General features: G+C 65.6%; 13 protein-coding genes and 1 other RNA gene. 5 read left to right on the plus strand and 9 right to left on the minus strand.

Annotation, left to right across the window (positions count from 1 at the left end):
* Nucleotides 1-35: 35 nt before the first annotated feature.
* Nucleotides 36-1,871: a DNA polymerase III subunit gamma/tau gene (gene dnaX, locus AC1D1F_RS10055; protein ID WP_477696158.1), complete on the minus strand. Its 1,836-nt coding sequence runs from the start codon at nucleotides 1,869-1,871 to the stop codon at nucleotides 36-38.
* Between the two features lie 212 nt (nucleotides 1,872-2,083).
* Between dnaX and ffs the strand changes: the two genes are divergently transcribed.
* Nucleotides 2,084-2,180: signal recognition particle sRNA small type (ffs, locus tag AC1D1F_RS10060), an RNA gene on the plus strand.
* 117 nt (nucleotides 2,181-2,297) lie between these two features.
* Here the strand turns inward: ffs and AC1D1F_RS10065 are convergent.
* The 8 genes from AC1D1F_RS10065 to AC1D1F_RS10100 all read right to left on the minus strand — a co-directional run bounded on the left by AC1D1F_RS10065 (nucleotide 2,298) and on the right by AC1D1F_RS10100 (nucleotide 12,495).
* Nucleotides 2,298-2,651, minus strand: a complete 354-nt coding sequence (locus AC1D1F_RS10065; protein ID WP_477675020.1) for a GNAT family N-acetyltransferase — start codon at nucleotides 2,649-2,651, stop codon at nucleotides 2,298-2,300.
* 440 nt (nucleotides 2,652-3,091) lie between these two features.
* Complete coding sequence (locus tag AC1D1F_RS10070) at nucleotides 3,092-3,385, minus strand: hypothetical protein (protein ID WP_477675019.1); 294 nt, start codon at nucleotides 3,383-3,385, stop codon at nucleotides 3,092-3,094.
* A 117-nt stretch (nucleotides 3,386-3,502) separates the two neighbouring features.
* The gene (locus AC1D1F_RS10075) at nucleotides 3,503-3,979 is read right to left on the minus strand and encodes a low molecular weight protein-tyrosine-phosphatase (protein WP_477675018.1); all 477 of its coding nucleotides are present in this window, start codon (nucleotides 3,977-3,979) and stop codon (nucleotides 3,503-3,505) included.
* Between the two features lie 16 nt (nucleotides 3,980-3,995).
* On the minus strand, nucleotides 3,996-4,277 hold the full coding sequence (locus AC1D1F_RS10080) for a hypothetical protein (protein ID WP_477675017.1): 282 nt from the start codon (nucleotides 4,275-4,277) through the stop codon (nucleotides 3,996-3,998).
* Between the two features lie 27 nt (nucleotides 4,278-4,304).
* Nucleotides 4,305-5,696, minus strand: a complete 1,392-nt coding sequence (locus tag AC1D1F_RS10085) for a TIGR03862 family flavoprotein (RefSeq protein ID WP_477675016.1) — start codon at nucleotides 5,694-5,696, stop codon at nucleotides 4,305-4,307.
* A 229-nt stretch (nucleotides 5,697-5,925) separates the two neighbouring features.
* Nucleotides 5,926-6,558: a hypothetical protein gene (locus AC1D1F_RS10090; RefSeq protein WP_477675015.1), complete on the minus strand. Its 633-nt coding sequence runs from the start codon at nucleotides 6,556-6,558 to the stop codon at nucleotides 5,926-5,928.
* A 43-nt stretch (nucleotides 6,559-6,601) separates the two neighbouring features.
* Nucleotides 6,602-9,904, minus strand: coding sequence for a UvrD-helicase domain-containing protein (locus AC1D1F_RS10095; protein WP_477678956.1), 3,303 nt, complete (start codon nucleotides 9,902-9,904; stop codon nucleotides 6,602-6,604).
* Complete coding sequence (locus AC1D1F_RS10100; RefSeq protein ID WP_477696159.1) at nucleotides 9,901-12,495, minus strand: PD-(D/E)XK nuclease family protein; 2,595 nt, start codon at nucleotides 12,493-12,495, stop codon at nucleotides 9,901-9,903. The genes AC1D1F_RS10095 and AC1D1F_RS10100 overlap by 4 nt, the downstream gene beginning before the upstream one ends.
* A 181-nt stretch (nucleotides 12,496-12,676) precedes the next feature.
* Here AC1D1F_RS10100 and trxA point away from each other — a divergent pair, with 181 nt between their 5' ends.
* From trxA to AC1D1F_RS10120, 4 genes are all read left to right on the plus strand, one after another.
* A complete protein-coding gene (trxA, locus tag AC1D1F_RS10105) occupies nucleotides 12,677-13,009 on the plus strand; it encodes a thioredoxin TrxA (protein ID WP_007875124.1) in 333 nt (110 codons plus the stop codon).
* 245 nt (nucleotides 13,010-13,254) lie between these two features.
* Nucleotides 13,255-14,517, plus strand: a complete 1,263-nt coding sequence (rho, locus tag AC1D1F_RS10110) for a transcription termination factor Rho (RefSeq protein WP_007875125.1) — start codon at nucleotides 13,255-13,257, stop codon at nucleotides 14,515-14,517.
* Nucleotides 14,518-14,621: 104 nt separating this feature from the next.
* A complete protein-coding gene (locus AC1D1F_RS10115) occupies nucleotides 14,622-16,316 on the plus strand; it encodes an FxLYD domain-containing protein (RefSeq protein ID WP_477696161.1) in 1,695 nt (564 codons plus the stop codon).
* A 159-nt stretch (nucleotides 16,317-16,475) separates the two neighbouring features.
* On the plus strand, nucleotides 16,476-16,763 hold the full coding sequence (locus AC1D1F_RS10120; RefSeq protein ID WP_411879876.1) for a type B 50S ribosomal protein L31: 288 nt from the start codon (nucleotides 16,476-16,478) through the stop codon (nucleotides 16,761-16,763).
* Nucleotides 16,764-16,928: the final 165 nt, after the last annotated feature.

Raw genomic sequence — 16,928 nt, forward strand, 5'->3', positions numbered from 1 at the left:
GGGGTGTTAAAACCGTGTCCGGAAACTGTCTTTGATCATATCGATTTGGCGGCCAGCGGCCGTATGCTGCCGGGGACAATTTTCGCCCCCCAGTCGCGCATCATGTCTTGTACGAGTGGGTCGTTTTGTATCAGTTCCTCGGCCGCGCGCTGGCGCTCGGCCGCGGCGGCGCCGTTGCGGCGCGCCGGGGTGTCGGTGACCGGGCCGACCTCCACCACCAGCTTGAGGGCCGGGTCGCCCACATGGGTTTGCAAAGCGGTCTGCAGCTTTTCGCGCGCGGCCGCCTGGTTCAGCGACTCGCGCTCAACCCGCAGCGTCCACAGCGCGCCGTCCTGGCTGCGCAGCTCCGACTGCAGGCCCAGCTCGCGCGTCAGCGCCGCCACGGCCTCGGCCGCGACCAGCTGGTTGACCGTCTGGCCCCAGGCTTCGCCCAGGGGCACGGGCACCAGCGGCGGGGGTGTGGTGGACGGCGTGCTGGCCGGCGGGCGCTGTTGCAGGGGCGCTGCCTGCACAGGCGGCGGCTCCGGCATGGCCGGGGCGCTGGTGGTGACATGGGGGGCGGCCTGCGCGCGCTCGGCCTGGGCAACCGGCGGCTGGGCTGCCGGCGGCGCCACAGGCGGCCTTCTTTCAAATGCAGGAGCCGGGGCCGGCGCTGCCGTCGCAGGTGCGGCGACCGGCGCGAGCGCAGCAGCCCGCGCAACCTCAGGCTGGGGCTTTTTTCCGGGCTCGGCGGCACCCCCTGCGTGGGTGCTGGCCGAAGAAGCCGAGGGCTTGAAGGCCAGCAGGCGCAGCAGCACCATGGTCAGGCCAGCGTATTCATCAGGCGCCAGGCCTAGCTCGCCACGGCCGTGCAGGCACAGGCTGTACAGCAGCTGGGTCTCGTCGGCCGGCAGCGCGCGCGCCAGCCGCGCCGTCTCGGCGATGTCCGGGTCGGCATCGTCCCCGCCCTCGCCCATCTCCGGCACCGCCTGCAGCACCGCCATGCGCTGCAGCACCGTGGTCATTTCTTCGAGCGTGGAGGCCGCGCTCAGGCCGTTGAGCCGCAAGGCCTCCGAGGTTTCCACCACGGTCTTGCCGTCGCCGCGCGCCAGCGCATCGAGCAGGCGGTACACATAGCTGCGGTCCACGCTGCCCAGCATGGTGCGCACGCTGGTTTCATCGAGCGAGCCCGAGCCAAAAGCGATCGCCTGGTCGGTCAAAGACAGCGCATCGCGCATGGAGCCGCGCGCCGCGCGCGCCAAGAGGCGCAGCGCCTGCGGCTCGGCCGGAACATTCTCGACGCCTAGCACCTGCGTCAAATGCTCCAGCACCGTCTCGGGCGCCATGGGCCGCAGGTTGAACTGCAGGCAGCGCGACAGCACCGTGGCCGGCACCTTTTGCGGGTCCGTCGTGGCCAGCACGAACTTCAGGTATTCGGGGGGCTCTTCCAGCGTCTTGAGCATGGCGTTGAAAGCCGTGTTCGTGAGCATGTGAACTTCGTCGATCATGAAGACCTTGAAGCGGCCCACGACGGGTTTGTAAACGGCTTGCTCCAGCAACTGGGCAATTTCATCGACACCACGGTTGGACGCGGCATCCAGTTCCGTGTAATCCACAAAACGCCCGCTGTCGATGTCGGTACAGGCCTGGCACACGCCGCAAGGCGTGGCCGTGATACCGCCCTGTCCGTCCGGGCCCAGGCAGTTCAGCGACTTGGCCAGGATCCGCGAAATCGTCGTCTTGCCCACACCCCGCGTGCCGGTGAACAGGTAAGCATGGTGCAAACGCTTGGTAGCCAGCGCATTGCCCAGGGCCTGCACCACATGCGACTGCCCCACCATTTCCGAGAAATTTTTGGGGCGGTATTTGCGGGCTAGGACGAGATAGGACATCCAGGCATTCTAATTTGCTGGAGATGGCCCCCACGCTTTTCACTTCGCCTTCGGCTCCGTGTAATGCGCTGCCCCCCGAGGGGGCGCTGCGCCTGCGGCCCGGCAAAGCCGGTTCCGCGGCCCCGCTGGCGCAAATCGCCCCGCGGAGTGCGCTTTCTTTAAATGATGCTCACGAAGCAAGGGTCATTCCCAAGTCCCTTACAATCGGAGGTGACGGGCCTTCCCGCATGGTAAAGCGGCCAACCGGGTCAGGTGGGGAACCAAGCAGCCCTAACTGTGGAGCCAGTGCCGGGGTCAAGGCTCGTCACCTTATTCATTTCAAATCCGCAGCTCTTGCGGGCTTCCGATCCATAGCGGCGCTCCTTCGGAGCTCCCGTTGATACATCCGAATCGTGACCTCGCAGGCTCCTCGATATTGGCGTCTATCTACCGCTCGCGCCGTTGCCAGAAACCGTTGGGCAAAGGCGCCATGCCAATGCTTTCATAAAATCCAACCGACTCCGGAACAGAACTCAGGATAAGGCTGACATTCGGCCCGATATGCTTGCGTGTTGCCTGAATCAACCCGGCACCTACACCCTTACCCTGCGCCTGGCGGCTTACAGCCAAATCAGAGAGGTAACAACAAAACGCAAAGTCGGTGACCGACCTGGCAATGCCCACCAAAACGCCGTCTGTTCTGGCCGTCACCACCAGGTTGGCGTTCCTGAGCATCGCCTGAAGTCGCTCGGGCTCATCCACGGGCCTGCGCACTCCCAGACCCGATTCTGTCAGCAGCAAGCGAAACTCTTCAACGGAAACCGTTGCTTCAATGGCGTATGTCGGAAGGCTTGATATCACTACGTTGTTCCTCGAGTAAAGCAGTGGAATTTTATGTTGGAGATAAGTGATTCAAATTATCCGAACATACTTCAACATGCGAGCATCTCCAGCGGGTGGCAGCGACAACGCACATGCACGCCAGCGAAGCAAAATATCTGTCTGTGCGCGCCCTGAGGTTCACTCAAGTACCGTATCGACCTCCCCCTAATCTTTCCAGCTAGCACATTGCCCATTCGACTTGCGATATCCCGGCCCCCCTCTGGACCCGCAACCACGGCTTCTGCTGACACCGCCGCTATGGCCCCCAGAACTGCTACGCTTCCCGCCGCTTCTGCCCCGCGCCGCCGCATCGTTACCCACCAACGCGGCCACGATCCACGCGGCAAACAATCGCCGCTTCATTTCTTTGTCCCTTCTTTGCCGGTATAGGGATTGGTGTTTCCCTTGTGCGTGTAGTTGTCGCGCCTGGTCGAGTTGGGATTGGTTGCGTGGCTTGGGGCGACATGGGTGCCGTCCTTTTTGGTGTAGCCGTGTACCGAGTGGTTCTGGCTGTTCACATGCCCGGAGGAGCTGTGGTGAGATGTGCCGCTGGAGTGGCTTCCCGAGCTGCGGTGCCCACCTCCGCCGCCACCTCTTGCGTAAGTCCCCATCGAAATGGTGCAGAGCACCAAAAGAATCAATATTGTTTTCATGTGCATCCCCGTGGCCCGGAACGGGCGCCTTGAGTCTGCGCTTTAGATCCAAAAACGGCATCATCTACATAGAGTAGATGGCGGGGAAAGGGAGGCTTGGAAGAGGACCTTATGCGACTACAGCCTCGACTCAACATGGCGCATCAACCCCTCGCAAGCATCCTCCACCAGGTCCAGCACATGCTCAAAGCCATCCTTGCCGCCATAGTAGGGATCAGGCACCATCGGGCTGTCATGCTTTAAACAAAACTCCGTGAGCCTGCGCACTTTGTGAAGATGCTCAGCCGGACATTCCTCCTGCACCAAAGCCAGGTTGTCCCAGTCCATCGCAAGGATCAAATCGTGGCGCTCGAAGTCCGCGTCCGAAATCTGCCGGGCCCTCAGGCCTGAGAGGTCATAGCCCCGTTTGGAGGCATGCGCCTGTGAGCGCTCGTCGGGCGGGTTGCCGGGATGGTAGTTGTGGGTGCCGGCTGAATCGACCTGCACCTGGCCGCCGAGGCCGCGGTCCAAAACTTTCTGCTGAAACACGCCATGCGCCGTGGGGCTGCGGCAGATATTGCCCATGCAGACAAAGAGGATGGAGTACGGCTTCACCAGATGAACGGCGCAGCTATTGGGCCGCCTCTTCAATCGCCTCGGTCGTCTGCAGCGCATGCTGCGCGATCTGCGCCGAGGCCAGTGCCAGCGAGGCGAGCGCGTACGTGCCGCTGATGATGCCTTTGTAGGCCACTTCAGCCGCAATGGCATCCTGGCCCAGTCCTTCGGTGGCAGCGATGATGCAGGCCTCGACGCTGTCCAGGCCGGCATCACCAAAGAGCTCTTCGCCTTCGTAGCTCACGCGGTATTCGAACTCTTCCTGCATCATGGGTTCGATGTTGAAACGGACAATCATGGCTTTCCCCTTCTCCGGAATATTGGATTACAGGCCAAAGTGCGCGATGACGCCCTGCCCCGCGGCGCGGCCGCTGGCGAAGCAGGCGGTCAGCAGGTAGCCGCCCGTAGGCGCTTCCCAGTCCAGCATCTCGCCGGCGCAGAACACGGGCTGGCCCGGGCCCTGGAGCTTTTGCAATTGCAATGTCGCATCCATGGCTTCGAACATCACGCCGCCCGCCGTGCTGATGGCTTCGTCTAGGGGGCGAACAGCCGTAACGCGCACCGGCAAGGCCTTGATGCCGGCGGCCAGGCGCGCCGGGTCGGCGATCGCGTCCTTGCCCAGCAGTTCATACAGCATGGCGGCCTTGATGCCGTCCAGGTTCAAACGGCTCTTGAGGTGGCTGGACAGCGAACGTGAGCCGCGCGGGTGGCGCACTTCGACCAGCACCTGTTCGGCGGATTTGTCGGGCAGCAGATCCAGCATGAAGGTGGCGCTGCCGTGGGCGGCGATCTCGTCGCGCAGCAAATGGGACGCGGCATAGACCAGGCTGCCTTCGACGCCGGTGGTGGTGGCGATGAACTCGCCTTTGCGGCTGAAGCTGCGGCCGCGCGAGTCGGTGAAATGGATGGCGACGGACTTGAAGGGCTGGCCGGCGAAGCGGCTGGCGAAGTGTTCGGTCCAGCCGGTGTGCGGCTGCGGGCTTTTGCCTATGAGCTCCTGCAAAAATTCGCGGCGGGTTTCGCCGGCGTCGGCGATCGCCTCTTGCAATTGCGCGGGGCTGTCGGGGCGTGCCGCGACATCAAAGCCGCAGTTCGCAGGCAGCAGCGGCGCAACCGCCACGCCGCGCGCGGCCAGCAGCGGCACCCAGGCGCCGTCGGAGCCCAGCCGCGCCCAGCTGCCACCACCCAGGGCCAGCACCACGGCATCGGCCTGCGCCAGCACTTCGCCGGTGGGCGTTGAAAACTTCAGCGCGCCGTCGTCGGCCCAGCCCAGCCAGCGGTGCCGCATGGAAAACTTCACGCCGGCACTGCGCAGGCGCTGCAGCCAGGCACGCAGCAGCGGCGCGGCCTTCATGTCCTTGGGAAACACGCGGCCGGAGCTGCCGATAAAGGTTTCCACGCCCAGGGCCTCGGCCCAGGCGCGCAGTTCGGCCGCGCCGAAGGCGGCCAGCAGGGGCTGCAGTTGCGCGGCGCGCTCGCCGTAGCGGCTGAGGAATATCTGCGGCGGCTCGGAATGCGTGAGGTTGAGCCCGCCTATGCCGGCCAGCAAAAACTTGCGGCCCACCGAGGGCATGGCGTCGTACACCTGCACGGACACGGCAGCCCCCGCGCCGGCCAGCGCTTCGGCGGCCATCAGGCCGGCGGGGCCGCCGCCGATGACGGCCACGCGCAGTACGGCGGCGGATGTTGATTCAAGAGGAGATGCGCCAGGTGTCAAGGGGATTCCGCGTGCAGCGGTCACAGGTTAAGCAGAGAAGAAAAAGCCGAAACGTTCGCGGTGGCGAAGGGCAAAGCGTCAAGGGCAGACGCGCTTCGGCGAACAGGATGAGCCGATTATTACAGGGGTGCGGCGAAGGCTTGCCAGGGGGCGGCATGGCGCCCACAAATTTCGCGCAGCCGAGCGGCCCCAAAAACGCCTGGCAAGCGCTTCCTGAAGCCCTCTTTAGTTACATAGGCGGCGCAAAACCGTTGCGCCCGACGATCACGCGCAGCGCAGTCGGCTTGCCGGCTTGCTCCTGCGCGGTGATCATGACTTTGGCGCCGGGCACCAGCAACACGTTCTCATCGGCCTTGCCAGGCTTGAAGGAGACCACGGGCGCGTTGGGCGGAACGATGACGGTTTTTTCACCGTCCTTGTAGCGCAGCGTGAGTTTTTGCCCGCCGGGTACCGTGGAGGGCGCGGCAGCGAGGTCGGCCACGGTGGCATTGGTCATGGTGCTTTCGGGCCGCAAGTCCCAGGGCCGGTGGCCTTCGCCGGTGCCACGCGCGGCCTCGGGAAACACCACCACTTCAAGCGCCAGCTGGCTGCCGTCGGCCTGCGGCATGGCGGCCGTGCCTATGTAGCTGCCGGGCTTGATGTCGGCCAGCGCCAGCGGGTAGACCTCGGAGACGTCCATCGTGGCGGGCCTCACCAGGGTGATGACTTCGCCGCTGCGTTCCCTGACGGTGAGGCTGGTGGCGTCGACTTTTTCAATCGTGGCGCGCAGGCGCAGTGTGGGGTTGGCGGGCGCCTGCGCCATCGCGAGGGGAATGGCGGCCAGCAAGGCCAGTGAAACCGTCAGATGCTTGAACTTGAACATGGGTGCCTTTCAATCGGCGGGGGTGCCGGGCAAGCCGGTGAGATCACTCCACCACGACCACAGTTCCCTGCCCCGTGAGAAAAGCCGCCTTGACCGCCGCGCCCGGGTAAATGCGCTGGACCGCCGCGCGGTAAGCCTGCAGCTGTGCGACCAGGGCGGGCTGCCGCTGTGGCGCGACGGCCGATTTGTAGTCGAGCACCCACCAGTGGCCTTCATGGCCGGCGTCCTTGCGCTGCACCAGGCGGTCCAGCCGCAGCGCCTGGCCGGCGTAGACCAGGTCGACCTCGTTGCCCTGCCAGGCCAGCACCTCGGGCCGCCAGGCCCAGGCGCCCTCACCTGCCAGGATGCGGCCGGCCAGCGCGGCCGACTGCGCGGCCTGGGCCGGGCTCAACCTGAATTCGCGGGCCACGGCCGCCACCTGCTCGGGCGACAGCGCGCCGCCCCATTCGAGCAATCGGTGCATGCCCTTGCCTATGCGTGCTTTCAGGGAATCCTCATCCACATGCCCGGAAGCAGGCGGCTCGGGCATCAGGCTTTCGGGCAGCTCCCGCAGTTCGGGCAGGTAGAACACGCCGGCATCCGCCGCCTCAGGGCGCAGGCCGGCGCTTTCGTCGGCCACGGGCGCGGGCAGTTCGCCCAGCAAGCCCTGCAGGCGCTGCCACCAGCTTTCGGTGGTGGCGCGGTAGGGTTCTATGGACGAGATGACCAGGGTGTGGCGGGCACGCGTGAGGGCCACGTACAACGCATTGAGCTCTTCGCGCTTGCGCGCGGCCTGCTCGGCGGCCAAGGCCTCGGCGGCACAGGCCGGCGGCCGGCTTTCGCTGACCAGGAACACAAACTTGCGTGGCTCGGTGGCCTCGCCGGGCCAGTCGACCAGCACGCCCATGCTGTCGGCATTGCGCTCGACGGTGTCGGTGTCCAGCAGCAGCACTGCATCGGCCTCCAGGCCCTTGGCGCCGTGGATGGTCAAGAGGCGCACCGCCTCGCTGCTGACGGTGGCCGGCGCCTGCGTGCCGCCGGCCTTGAGGGCGCGCACAAAACCATAGGGCGTGGCGTAGCGGCCGCCGTCCAATTCGAGCGACACACCGAGCAGCGCGCGCAAATTGGCCAGCACCGCGCCGCGCTGCGCGGCAGGCGCGGCGGCGCCAAAGCGGGCCAACACGTCGCCGTCGTCATAAATGCCTTGCAATGCGTCGTGCGGCGGCAGGCTGTCGAGCCAGCTCTTCCAGCGCGCGAGTATCTCGCCCAGGCCCTGCAGTTCGGGCGTCAGCAGTTCTTCCTTCTGCAGCAGCGCGTACCAGGGCGCGCCGTGTTCGCGCTGCAGCAGCGCGAGTTGCACCAGCTCGTTGTCGGCCAGGCCGAAGAGCGGCGAGCGCAGCGCGCGCGCCAGGGACAAATCATGTTGCGTCGAAACCAGCACGTCGAGCAGCGCCACCATGTCGAGCACTTCGCAGCAGTCAATGAGTTCTGTTTTTTCGCCGACCTGGGCGGGAATGTGCAGGGCCCGCAGTTCGTCCTGCAGCGGCAAGAGGCCTGCGCGTTTGCGCGACAGCACCATCACGTCCTGGGGCCGCAGCCCGCCGGCGATCTGCTCTGATATCCATGCTGCAGCCTGCCGGGCCTCCCGCGTGCGCAGGGTTTCTTCGGGCAGTTCACGCGGCATGGTCAGGCTGTCGCGCCAGCCGGCGGCCAGCGGCGAGGCTTCTTCTTCGTCCTTGTTGCGCGGGATAGCCGGCAACCTGCCCACGGCGCCGGCCAGGCCCGAGGCTGTGGTGTGCTCGCGAAAACCGTCATAACCGTCGGCCTCGCGCGCCGTGGCCATGGCGGCGTTGACGGTGTCTATGACGGCTTCGGCGTTGCGGCGCGTGTGGTCGCAACTGAGCAGATCACCGCCCAGGCCGTGCACCACAAAAGCCTGCGCGGCGCGGAACACCTGCGGCTCGGCGCGGCGGAAACGGTAAATGCTTTGTTTCGGGTCGCCCACCAGGAACACGCTGGGGGCCGTGCCCGCGCCCGAATAGCCGATGAGCCAGGCATACAGGGCCTGCCACTGCAGCGGGTTGGTGTCCTGGAACTCGTCGATCATCAGGTGGCGTATGCGCGCGTCCAGGCGCTCCTGCACCCAGCCCGACAGCACAGGGTCGGCCAGCATCAGCAGCGCGGCGCGTTCGACGTCGTTCATGTCGACCCAGCCGCGTTCACGCTTGAGGGCGGTGAACTGCGCGATCAACACGCGGGTCAGGCGCGCCAGGCACTGCTGGTATTGCCAGGCGTCGTGTTGCTGGCGGGCGGCGGCCACGCGCAGCACCAGGTCCTGGGCGATGCGCACCTGTTCGATGCCGATGATTTTTTCGCCGAACTTGCGCGGCGTGCCTTTTTCGGTCAGCAGGGCCGCGATGGCGGCCGGGATATCGCCCGCCGTCAGCGCCTGCTCCAGCTCCACCCCCTTGGCCGAAAAAGTCGGCGCGCTGGCGCGGCCCAGCGCAATGGCGGCGTCCCTCAAGGTCTGCCGGTGGAAACGGTTGCTGCTAAGCAGCTCTTCGGGTTCGTCGAGGCCGCCGAATTCGGTGAACTGCGCCGTGAAGGGCTGCACCGAGGCGGCGATCACGCCTTTTTCATCGGCCAGCGTGAACTCGGTGCGCTTATCGAGCGCGGCCTGCAGCGCCTTGTCGGCCTGGAAGCGGCCGTGCGCGAGCACCACGGCCTCGAAGTCGGACTTGAGCGCGGCATCGGCCGCGACCGCCGCGTAAAACCGCCGCCAGACCAACGCGCGCGCGGGCGCGTCGTCTTCCAGCAGTTCGTAGTTGACGGGCAGCTCGAGCCGCTGCAGCACCGCGACCGGCGCGCTGCGCAGCAAGGCGGCGAACCAGCTGTGGAAGGTGCGTATCTGCACGGAGCGCCCGCTGGCCAGAATGGAGCGGTAGAGGCTGGACAGTTGCTCGCGCAGCTGCTGCGCGGCGTTGCGGCCCTTGGCGCTGCCGATGTCCAGCCGTACGCCGCGCATTTCAAGCTCGCGCTGCAGGGTGGCGTCGTCGGCATGGGCGAAGGCCTTGAGCCAGTCGTCCAGGCGCTCACGCATTTCGCCGGCGGCTTTTTTGGTGAAGGTGATAGCCAGGATCTCATGCGGCAAGACCTGCTGCCCGGGCGCGGCGGTGGCGCCGTCCAGCAGGGCGCGCACGATGCGCGAGACCAGCATCCAGGTCTTGCCGGCGCCGGCGCAGGCCTCGACCGCAACGCTGCGGCGCGGGTCGCAGGCAATCGCGTAAAACGCATCGGCCGAGACCGGCTCGCCGTTGCATTCGTAGGCGGCGGCGTGGGCGATCAAGGTGTTGGGTGGTGAGGTCATGCGCCCTCCTCCCCGGCCATGGCTTCTTCGTCCAGGCTCCAGAAATCCTTGCGGCAGAGGCCGCGCGCGGCGCAGTAATCGCAAGCCTTGCCTTCGCCCAGCGCCGGCAGGGCCGCGCCGCGCGCGATGCGGGCCATGTCGGTCAGGATGCTGTCGATGAGTTCATCGCGCAGGCCGACGATCTCGGCTTGCTCATAGGTTTTGGTCGGCTCTTTTTCGCCGAGGTTGACGTAAGCCGCGGCCAGGGTGTCGTCGCTCATGAGCGCGGCGTAGAAGGCCAGTTGCGTGTCCTCCTGGCCGTTCTTGATGCGCTCGGCCGTGGTGGCGCGCGGCTCGGTCTTGTAGTCGATGAGCAGCGCATGGCCGTCGGCCTGTCGGTCTATGCGGTCCAGCTTGCCCAGCAAGGTGAGTTCACCCAGTGGCATTTCGCGCCAGACCTCGGCTTCGTCAAAGGTGGCGCCGGTCGCTTCATGCCCGGCCAGCCACGTCAGGTAACCCTCGCGCACCCCGGGCCAGGCGGCGGCAAAGGGCAGGAACTCGCTTTCGCCGAGCGCCAGTTCCTGTGCAGCCTGATCGGCCGCCGCATTGATCATGATGACGCGAGCGGCTGGATCATCCGTGGGCGCTGTCTTGAGCGCCTCATGGAAATGCCGCAGCAGGCTGTGCAGCCAGTTGCCGAAGTCGCGCTTGCCGAGTTCGCTTTCAAGCTCCTCGGGCTCCTGCAGCTTGAGCTGGCGCAGCGCAAAAAACCGGTAGGGGCAGCGGCGCAGGTCTTCATAAGCGCTGGCCGAGAGCCGCGTGAGGGGCAAGGCCTCGCCAGTCGGAAAGGGGTGTGGCGTGGGCTCAATCTCCACGGCGCGCAGGCTGCGCGGGTCAGCGGCGAGCTCGGTCTCTTGAGGTGCCTCATCGCGTGCCAGCAGTAGTTCCTGCACAAAACCGCTGGGGATCAGGTGCTCACCGGATTCACTGGTGCGCCAGAGCACGTCGACCCGCGGCGCCTGCAAAGCGTAGCGCCAAGCCTGGCGGGCCGCGGCGGCCAGGGTTTCGCGCGAGGGCAGGCCCAGCAGTTCGCGCTGGGTAGGTGTCCAGGGGCCGGCGGGTTCGGGCGACACCGGCAGGCGGATCTCGTCGCAGCCGGGCAGCACCACGGCGCGCATGGGCCGGCCCAGCAACTGCGGCAGCGGCAGGATCACGACCTGCTCGGCCGGCGGATGCGGCGGCGCGAACTTGCCGCCTTCGAGCGCCTGGTTGGCCCACTGGGTGAAATCGTTGAGCCGCATCACCGGCGAGGCCTGGAATTCAGCCTCGGCGCCTTCATACAACCGCAGCACCTCGAGCACGGCCTGGCCGGCCTCGTCCTGGGCCAGCGCATCCCACTGGCCGGCCGCCTGCAGCGCGGCGCGCAGGTCGCGCAGCCACACGGCCAGCGGGCGGGCGCGGGCCAGGGGCGCGCGCAGCGCGTTGGCCTGCAGGGCCAGCGGCTGGGTGGCCAAAAAAGCCGGCGGCACGATGTCTTCGGCCGCGAAGGCCGGCAGGTCGCGCCAGGCGCGCACGCCGACGCGGCGCAGTTCGGTCTCGGCGGCGGTCACCAGCATGGGTTCAAAGGCCGGCGCGTTCTTGAGCCAATCCAGCACGGCGTCGGTGGACGCGTCCCAGGGCAAGGCGCGCAGCAGGCTCATGAGGCCGGCGGCGGCGCGCGTGGTGGAAAGCTTCCAGCCGGTTTCGTCGCGCATGGCGATGCCGCGTTCGGCCAGCATGGCGCCGACGCGGCGCGTGAGCTGGCGGTCCTGCGCGATCAGGGCGACCGGGCTGCGCCCTTGCGCCAGGTGGGCCAGCACGCAAGCGGCGGCGCGGCCGGCTTCGTCTTCGGCGTCCTGGGCGGCGTGCAGCGCGGGCGGTGGGCTGGCCTCAAAGGCAATGCACAAGGGGATGGACAGCGAGCGTTCGCCGAAATGCACCTTGAGCGCCTCGGTCAGCGGGTCGGCCTGAAAGCCCTCGAGGACGGCGAAAAGCGAGGGTTGGGCCTGGAACAGGCGGTCCGTGGGATAGGCAGAGGCCGCGGCCCAGGCCAGGGCGATGCGGCCCACGGCGGCCTCGAGGGCCAGCACCGGGGAATCCAGGCCCGCACCCAGGGCCAGCGCGAGCCGTTCGCTCCAGGCCCGACGCCGTGCCGGCATGACGGCGGAAGCGACGCCGGCCAGGCTCCAGGCGGCCTCGACCAGGCGGCCGGCCAGCGCATCCTGCTGGCCGCCCAGCCCGGCCCGGTCCAGCAGAGAGGCAGCGGTCAGCATGTCGATGGCCACGTCCATGCGCAAATCGTCGCCCGAGGGCGTGAACAGGCCCAGCGTGCCGCCCAGGCCGCCGGCCCAGTTCATGGTGGTCTCAAAGCGCGGGACAAAAAAGGTGTCACCGGCCTGCGCGGCCCAGGCCTGGCGCGCCTGCTGGATCAGCTGGGCATAGGGCAGCAGCACGACGGCTTCGGCCGGGTGCACGCCGCGCGCCGCGATCGCTTCGGCCAGCCGGGCCATGGCCTGGCGCCAGCAGAGCGCATCAGGCAAAGAGGCGGGGGCGTCGGTGTGGGCAGGTGGCATGGGCAGAGTTTTGCGACGGGCAAGAGGGGAAAGTCGGGGCGGGCCGCATGCGGATTGAGCGGATGGCTATCAGGGTGATAGCCCCTGCCCGCCCGACCCGGCTACTTGCTTTCTGCCACAATGACTGCAACTTTAGCCCCGTACCGTATCGTAACCATCCTAACCAGACAAAGGAGCCGCCATGGCGAGCGAACTGATCAAACATACCACCGATGCCACCTTCGAAGCCGATGTGCTGCAATCCTCCAAACCCGTGCTGGTGGACTACTGGGCCGAATGGTGCGGTCCGTGCAAGATGATCGCTCCGATTCTTGACGAAGTGGCGACCGGCTACGACGGCAAGCTGCAGATCGCCAAGATGAACGTCGACGAAAACCGCGACATCCCCGCCAAGTTCGGCATCCGCGGCATCCCCACGCTGATGCTGTTCAAGGACGGCCAGCTGGCCGCCACCAAGGTCGGCGCCATGAGCAAGGCCCAGCTGACCGCGTTCATCGACCAGCAACTGGCCTGAACGTTGACGCGCTGACCGGGAAGCACGGCCCAGGCCGCTTCCCGATCCGCGCAGCCCCGCCGGCCGGGGTCCGGGCACCGGAAAACAGCCGTGATTTCCCGCCTGAATTTCCTGTCATAATGTGCTTTATTCACCGGTCGGCCCCTCGCCGCCCGGTTCGAGTTCCCGGTTTGTAAGCCATCTTCTGCGGCTTCTTTTCAAACCTCCCCCGTTTTCCATCAATGAACTCCGCAAGGAGTAATTCCATGCACTTAAACGAACTCAAGGCACTGCACGTGTCTGAAGTCCTCAAGCAGGCCGAAGCCCTTGAGATCGAAAACGTCGGCCGCATGCGCAAGCAGGAGCTGATGTTCGCCATCATCAAAAAGCGTGCAAAAACCGGCGAGACCATCGTGGCCGACGGCGTGCTGGAAGTGCTGCCCGACGGCTTCGGCTTCCTGCGCGCCCCTGATTCGAGCTACACCGCGTCCACCGACGACATCTACATCAGCCCCAGCCAGATCCGCCGCTTCAACTTGCACACCGGCGACATGATCGAAGGCGAAGTGCGCACCCCCAAAGACGGCGAACGCTACTTTGCGCTGAACAAGCTCGACAAGGTCAACGACGGCCTGCCCGAAGACAACAAGCACAAGGTCATGTTCGAGAACTTGACCCCGCTGTTTCCGCGCGAGCAGTTCAAGCTCGAGCGCGACATCAAGGGCGAAGAAAACCTGACCAGCCGCATCATCGACATCGTCTCGCCCATCGGCAAAGGCCAGCGCGCCCTGCTGGTGGCGCCGCCCAAGTCCGGCAAGACCGTGATGATGCAGAACATCGCCCATGCCATCACCGCCAACTACCCCGAAGTGGTCATGATGGTGCTGCTGGTGGATGAGCGCCCCGAAGAAGTGACCGAAATGCAGCGCAGCGTGCGCGGTGAGGTGATCTCTTCAACCTTCGACGAACCCGCCGCGCGCCACGTGCACGTGGCCGAAATGGTCATCGAGCGCGCCAAGCGCCTGGTTGAACTCGGCAAGGATGTTGTCATCCTGCTGGATTCCATCACCCGCCTGGCCCGTGCCTACAACAACGTGCTGCCCTCCTCCGGCAAGGTGCTGACCGGCGGTGTGGACGCCAACGCGCTGCAGCGCCCCAAGCGCTTTTTCGGCGCAGCCCGCAACATTGAAGAAGGCGGCAGCCTGACCATCATCGGCACGGCCCTGGTCGATACCGGCTCCCGCATGGACGAGGTGATCTTTGAAGAATTCAAGGGCACCGGCAACTGCGAAATCCACCTGGACCGCCGCCTTTACGAAAAGCGCGTGTTCCCGGCCATCCACCTCAACCGCAGCGGCACCCGCAAGGAAGAGCTGCTGCTGGCCCCCGAAATCCTCCAAAAATCGCGGATTTTGCGCCAATTCATGTACAACATGGACGAAATCGAGTCCATGGAGCTCATGCTCAAGAACATGAAGGCCACCAAGAACAACCACGAGTTCTTCGACATGATGCGCCGGGGCGGCTAAACAGCCTGGCGCGGGGCATGCCATTGCGGCATCCGCCCGGCGCCCGCCAGTAGCCTGCCGGGTTCGCGGGCCGTTTCATCAATTCCGGCTTGCAAGGCCACGCCATGACCACTGTTCTCCAAACGCTGAAATGCTCGGAATGCGGTAGCGGTGCATTGCGGCGCACCGGTCTGAACCAATACGTCTGCGAACACTGCGGCGCGCGGTCGGTCATCGAGGACGGCGTTTCCGACCGTTTGGACCGCGTCCTTGAACAGGTCAAGGACGCCGCAGCCGAACGCCTGGCGGCAGAGCAGTCGCGCAACCTCAGGATATCGGCCGAGAAACTCTTTCAATATGGTTTGATCACGGCCGCGGTGGTCGTGGTCTTGGGCCTGCTTTTCGCCGCCCTGAACCATTTCAGCACGAAGGAACAACTCGCCGACGGTTCGCGCGCCAGCCTCCCGAAGCCGGACAGTGCCATTCCCGTCGACGGCCTGAAGCTCGACGAAGGGCGCCAGGTGCTGGTCGGAAGCGGCAGCTCAGCAAAAGCCAAGCTGCTGGTGATCGCCCGCAACGAGACCGGCAAGCCGCTCGAGCGCCCCGGTATCACGGCGGTTCTTTATTCCGAAGGCGGCAACAAGCTCGGCACCGCCAGCGAAACCTTGCCCGCGAGCCTGCTCGCCGCGGGCGAAACCGCACCGGTGCTGGTTGATCTTCCGGGCGACAAAACAGTCACCCGCCACGAGTTGCAGGTGCAGCGCCTGAGCACTCCCCATCGCTCGGTCGAGGGGCCGCGCCTGGCGTTTTCGCGCGTCCGGCTCGTGCAGGACGGAAAAAGCGACCTGCGCTTGGCGGGCCGCATCGTCAACACGCGCAAGGACGTGACGCTGGTGGCGTGCGAAGTGCTCGTGACGGCCTACGACGACACCGGGGCCCTCATCGGATTTGGCCGCGGCTACGCGCAATCCGGCGAAGTCAAACCGGGTGAGCGCACGGCCGTGGATGTGCGTATCCCGCGTTTTGGCGGCAGCGCCGCCGCCGTTGCCGCCTGGGATTACCGCATCAGCTATGCCGTCAAGACCGACGAAAGCAGCCGCACACCGGTCATCAGCGCCGATCGGGTGATACGCACCAACGGCGCACCCGAGACTTTTGGCGCCGGCTTGCGGATGAGCACCGAGGACCCGCTGGCCGAAGACAGCGAGCGTTTTGACCTGAGCCAGCTTGAATTGCTGCCGCTTGTGGCGGGCCGGAGCCAGATCCAGCGGCCCCTGTACCTGACCGAGGTGGTGAACCGCAGCAAGGACATGATCGCCATAACACCCGGCGGTGTCATCTCGCAGTACGACGGCAGCCAAGCTGGCGGCTCCGTTTCCATGGAAGAGATCGCCTACCTGTATCCCGGCGAACGCCTTCCCATCCGGCTGGAACCCCAAAAAACCGGCCAGATCACGCAAACCCGCGTTGAATGGAAGCCTTCGCGCCGGGCCGCACTGCCGGGCTCACGCACGCCCCTGGTGGTCCAGGTCGAAGGAACGCGCGCGCAAACCGGCAGCGTGCTGCTCAATTTCAGCCAGCGCTTCAGCTACAAATATGTCGAGGTCAAAGGGAGCGTCAAAAACGCCGGGACCGCCATTGTGCGCAAGCCGCGGGTCTGGATCAGCTTGCGCGACCGCGACGGCCGGCTGACGGGTTTCAGGCGGGTCGACAACCTGCCGGCCATCGCGCCGGGGGAAAGCGTGCCATTTCAGGTGGATGTCGAACAAAACGGCGGGGATTTCACGGCAGTCAGCTCGTTTTACCAGAGCACCGAATAGCCCCGGAGCCGCCCTGGGTGCTGGCGCCGGGCAAAACGCCTTTGCCGGGCGCCAAATCAGCACCTTGCTGGTGCCCCCGCTTTTATGCGATAATGTGCGGCTTAGCGGAAAGTGCCCAGGACTGGCTTGTGTGGCTCCCGCATCGAACAAGGAAAGATCATGAAAGAAGGCATTCACCCCAATTACCGCGAAGTTTGTTTCCTGGACCTGTCCAACAACTTCAAGTTCGTCACCCGCTCCTGCGTGAACACCAAAGAGATGGTGAAAATGGATGACGGCCGCGAACTGCCCCTGTACAAGCTCGATACGTCCAGCGAATCGCACCCCTTCTACACCGGCACGCAAAAATCCGTGGACAACATGGGCGGCCGCGTCGAGAAATTCCGCAACCGTTTCGGCAAGACCACCGCCGCCGCCAAAGAGGCCGCGCCCGAAGCTGCGAAGTAAGCTGCGAATTCTTTCGCCAGCCTGCAAAAAGCAGCCTGAATTTCAGGCTGCTTTTTTTTCGGCAAAATTTGCCCGGAACTGCAAAGCCTCGCAGCCCGGTTTGACGCAAAATCAGCGCTGGCCCGGGATGCCGGACTGACGGCCACTCCCACCACTCTCGCCTTT

It is taken from the genome of Polaromonas sp. P1_H6 (genome assembly GCF_056405195.1).

What these genes read in the sequence shown, in the direction of transcription:
- AC1D1F_RS10090 (WP_477675015.1), bottom strand. Translation starts at nt 6,558, where the DNA reads ATGTTCAAGTTCAAGCATCTGACGGTTTCACTGGCCTTGCTGGCCGCC.
- AC1D1F_RS10120 (WP_411879876.1), top strand. Translation starts at nt 16,476, where the DNA reads ATGAAAGAAGGCATTCACCCCAATTACCGCGAAGTTTGTTTCCTGGAC.
- dnaX (WP_477696158.1), bottom strand. Translation starts at nt 1,871, where the DNA reads ATGTCCTATCTCGTCCTAGCCCGCAAATACCGCCCCAAAAATTTCTCG.
- AC1D1F_RS10095 (WP_477678956.1), bottom strand. Translation starts at nt 9,904, where the DNA reads ATGACCTCACCACCCAACACCTTGATCGCCCACGCCGCCGCCTACGAA.
- trxA (WP_007875124.1), top strand. Translation starts at nt 12,677, where the DNA reads ATGGCGAGCGAACTGATCAAACATACCACCGATGCCACCTTCGAAGCC.
- AC1D1F_RS10080 (WP_477675017.1), bottom strand. Translation starts at nt 4,277, where the DNA reads ATGATTGTCCGTTTCAACATCGAACCCATGATGCAGGAAGAGTTCGAA.
- rho (WP_007875125.1), top strand. Translation starts at nt 13,255, where the DNA reads ATGCACTTAAACGAACTCAAGGCACTGCACGTGTCTGAAGTCCTCAAG.
- AC1D1F_RS10115 (WP_477696161.1), top strand. Translation starts at nt 14,622, where the DNA reads ATGACCACTGTTCTCCAAACGCTGAAATGCTCGGAATGCGGTAGCGGT.
- AC1D1F_RS10070 (WP_477675019.1), bottom strand. Translation starts at nt 3,385, where the DNA reads ATGAAAACAATATTGATTCTTTTGGTGCTCTGCACCATTTCGATGGGG.
- AC1D1F_RS10100 (WP_477696159.1), bottom strand. Translation starts at nt 12,495, where the DNA reads ATGCCACCTGCCCACACCGACGCCCCCGCCTCTTTGCCTGATGCGCTC.